Origin of the sequence: Bradyrhizobium sp., assembly GCF_019244115.1 — a bacterium.
Classification (GTDB): Bacteria; Pseudomonadota; Alphaproteobacteria; order Rhizobiales; family Xanthobacteraceae; genus Bradyrhizobium.
Map to the genome: position 1 here is coordinate 1 of NZ_JAFATE010000112.1, position 3,802 is coordinate 3,802.

At 63.4% G+C, this 3,802-nt stretch carries 3 protein-coding genes; 2 read left to right on the forward strand and 1 reads right to left on the reverse strand.

Annotation, left to right across the window (positions count from 1 at the left end; all coding sequences use genetic code 11):
* A partial coding sequence (locus tag JOZ76_RS05425; protein ID WP_291697603.1) for a Tex family protein occupies nucleotides 1-1,999 on the reverse strand: 1,999 nt, incomplete at its 3' end.
* A gap of 389 nt (nucleotides 2,000-2,388) precedes the next feature.
* On the opposite strand from JOZ76_RS05425, the gene JOZ76_RS05430 reads away from it, so the two are divergent.
* Both JOZ76_RS05430 and JOZ76_RS05435 read left to right on the forward strand, forming a co-directional pair.
* Nucleotides 2,389-3,396 carry an acyltransferase family protein gene (locus tag JOZ76_RS05430; protein WP_291697604.1) on the forward strand — a complete coding sequence of 336 codons (1,008 nt, stop codon included), beginning with the start codon at nucleotides 2,389-2,391 and terminating at the stop codon, nucleotides 3,394-3,396.
* Between the two features lie 67 nt (nucleotides 3,397-3,463).
* Nucleotides 3,464-3,802, forward strand: a 339-nt coding sequence (locus JOZ76_RS05435; RefSeq protein ID WP_291697605.1) for an FAD-dependent monooxygenase, incomplete at its 3' end; no start/stop codon positions are given.

Genomic DNA, 3,802 nt, shown 5'->3' on the forward strand with positions numbered 1-3,802 from the left:
ACGCAGCAACGTTGGTGATGGTCGCTTCCAAAATCATGCCGCGCTTGAGGTCGGAGATCTTTTCGACACCCTCCTTGAAGGTCGCGGTCTTGAACTCCGGCCGCGGGTCGCGGCCCGGCTTCTCCAATTCGCGAATGATGTCGGTTATGGTCGGGATGCCGAAGCGCTCGTCGGCGAAAGTCGCCGGATTGAGCGACTGCAACGCCTTGCTCTGCCCGATCAGCGCCTTGATGTCGCTCTTGGTGACCTGAAGGATTTTCTTCACCACCGGATAGGATTCCGGGTGCACGCCGGAGGCGTCGAGCGGATTCTCGCCGTCGCGGATGCGCAGGAAGCCGGCGCATTGCTCGAAAGCCTTTGGCCCGAGCCGGGGCACATCCTTCAGTCTATCGCGGCTCGGGAACGGACCATTGGCGTCGCGATGGGCGACGATGTTCTGCGCCAGACTCTCGCCGATGCCGGAGACCCGCGCGAGCAGCGGCACCGAGGCCGTGTTGAGATCGACGCCGACCGCGTTGACGCAATCCTCCACCGTGGCGTCGAGCGCACGGGCGAGCTCGTGCTGGCTGAGGTCGTGCTGGTACTGGCCGACGCCGATCGCGGCCGGCGGCACCTTGACGAGCTCGCCGAGCGGATCCTGCAGCCGACGCGCGATCGAGACCGCGCCGCGAATCGAGACGTCGAGATCCGGAAACTCTTTTGAGGCGAAGGCGGAGGCCGAGTAGACCGAGGCGCCGGCCTCGGAGACGATGGCCTTGGTCAGTTTCAAGTCCGGCTTCAGCCGGATCAGGTCGGCCACGAGCTTCTCGGTCTCGCGCGAGGCCGTGCCGTTGCCGATCGCGACCAGCTCGATGCGATGTTTGATGCAGAGCTGTGCCAGCGCCAGCATGCTCTCGTTCCATTGCCGCGCCGGCTCGTGCGGATAGATCGTCGCGTGGTCGACCATCTTGCCGGTGCGGTCGACGACGGCAACCTTGACGCCGGTGCGAAAACCGGGATCGAGCCCGATGGTGGCACGGCCGCCCGCGGGCGCCGCGAGCAACAGGTCGCGCAGATTGGCGGCGAACACGCGCACCGCTTCCTTCTCCGCTTCCTGCCACAGCCGCATGCGGATATCGAGCCCGAGGGACGGCTTGATCCGGGTGCGCCAGGCCCAGCGTACGCAGTCGGACAGGAAGGCGTCGGCGGGCCGGCCCTGGCGCGAAATGCCGAAGGTCACCGCAATGCGATTCTCATAAGCCGTTGGCGGTGCATCCTTGGTATCAGCCACCTCGCCGTCGCCGAAATCGAGCGACAGCACCTCCTCCTTCTCGCCGCGCAGCAGCGCGAGAATCCGGTGCGATGGCAGATTGCGGTAGGGTTCCGTGAAATCGAAATAGTCGGCGAATTTCGCCCCTTCCCGTCTCTTGCCTTCGCGCGCCTTCGAGCCGAGCGAGCCGCGCCCCCACATTTCTTCGCGCAGCGAACCGGTGAGATCGGCATGTTCGGAGAAGCGCTCGACCAGGATCGCGCGCACCCCTTCCAGCACGGCTTTCTTGTCCGGCACGGGATGCTCGCCGTCCTTCTTGATGAAGGCCTTGTATTCCTTGTCGGGATCCTTCATCGGATCGGACAGCAGCATGTCGGCGAGCGGCTCGAGGCCTGCTTCCTTGGCGATCTGCGCCTTGGTGCGGCGCTTTTCCTTGAACGGCAGGTAGATGTCCTCGAGCCGCGCCTTGGTGTCGGCCAGCAGCAGCGCCTGCTCGATCTCCGCCGTCAGCTTGCCCTGTTCCTTGATGCTTTCGATGATCGCAAGACGCCGCGCCTCCATCTCGCGCAGATAGCGCAGCCGCTCTTCCAGCGTGCGCAATTGGGTGTCGTCGAGCATGCCGGTCGCTTCCTTGCGGTAGCGGGCGATGAACGGCACGGTCGCGCCGCCGTCGAGCAGTTCGATCGCGGCCTTGACCTGCTCGTCGCGGACGACGAGCTCTTTGGCGATGATGCAAGCAAAATTCGTCACGTCGGTCTTCCCGGAATCAGGCAGGACACATTGGATAGGAGCGTCCGCACTGATCCGCAACAGGATGATTGCGGCCTGTGGGAAAACAAAGCATTTGACCGGTTGCGATGATTGGGTTCCGCCAAAAGTCGAATTCTGCTGATGTGGGGTCATCGCGATCTTTTCGCCGCGGCGTGTCGCAATCGCGCAACGCCACCGCCCTCGTGAAAGGCCCGGCAACGGAGCCTTCTTGAAGAGGCCGCAATGCTCCGGTAAAGGAAAAGCGCGCATTCAGGATCAGCGGAGAGCCGGATATTCCAAGCCAGCCGATTGCCGTAGCCGCTCGCGACGGGGCGGGCACCGCGCCTGCCGCAGTTCACAAGCTAGCTTTCCTGCCGCGACTGGAATCGGTGCGCGGGCTCGCCGCCGTGTCGGTGGTCTTCTACCACATCGCGCCGCAATTCATCGAGACCTACGTCACGGGCATGGCGCCGGTCGTCATGTTCTTCGTGCTGAGCGGTTTCGTGCTGGCGCGCTCGCTGCAGAACGACCCGAACCCGCTGCGCTTCTTTCGGCATCGCGTGTTCCGCCTGCTGCCGGCGGCAGCGGCGACGGTGTTGCTGCTCACCTTGCTGCACTACACGCTCGGCTTCTACGTCGGCTATCTGACGAGCTTCGATCCTCTCAACGTCCTTCTCAACGCATTGATGATCCGGAGCGACATCAATGGCGTCATGTGGTCGATGACGGTCGAATGTTTCGCCACGCCGTTGATCCTCTGGTCCGCCTTGATATGCACGCGAGGCCAGATCACACCTCTTTGGATCCTGATCGTCATCCTGTTCGGGCTTTCCTTCGTCGGCCCCTACATTCATCTGCTCGGCGGCTTTACCAATCTGTCGCCGCTCTACGCCTTCATCATCGGCGTCCTGATGCATCATCGCGGCGGGGCCCTTGTCGCCAGGCTCGGCCCCCGCGCCGGCGCGCTCCTGACGTTCGCCGCGTTTGCGCTGTTCCTGTTCTGCGCGTTGCGAAAGCAGAACTCCATCCTCATCATGCTCGAATGCACGAGCGCCAGCATCCTGATCATAATGATCGCGTTTCGCGATCAGATTTTCGCGTTCCGCATCCTCGATGCCCCGATCGTCCGCTTCTACGGGCGAATTTCCTACAGCTTCTATCTACTGCATCCGATCGGAATCGCCATCGCGTTCCGTGTGCTCGACACCAACAGTCTTCCTGTCGGAGCCGCAATCGCGGCGACCGGCCTGACTGCCGTCGCGGTGACCACCGCGATGGCCTGGCCGTCATGGCGCCTGATCGAAAAACCGCTTGTCGCGCTTGGCAAGCGGTTCGACGGCCGCAAGGCGGACGCCTTCAGGCCGCTGGCCGCACAACCGGAACAGGCGCTCTCCTGAGGGGGATAACTATCAATACCGGCAGGATCCCCTATGATGGGATCTTCTTTCGAACGGCCCAGCTCCGATGGGGACATCAGCGGAATATCATGCGTCGGTGGTGATCGTCGGCGGCGGGCCGGTCGGCATGGGCCTTGCGATCGACCTCGGCATGCGCGGCACCGATTGCGTCGTGGTCGAGCGCCATCACGGCCCGCAGCCGATCCCTAAAGGCCAGAACCTCACGCAGCGCACCCTCGAGCATTTTCATTTCTGGGGCGCGGAACAACAATTGCGCGCGGCGCGCACCATCCCGCGCGACTACGGCATCGGTGGCATGACGAGCTACCGCACCCTGCTCGGCGACTACAGCCACGACTGGCTGCAGCGCGAGCTGGTGCGGCCGTTCTATTTCACCGACAATGAA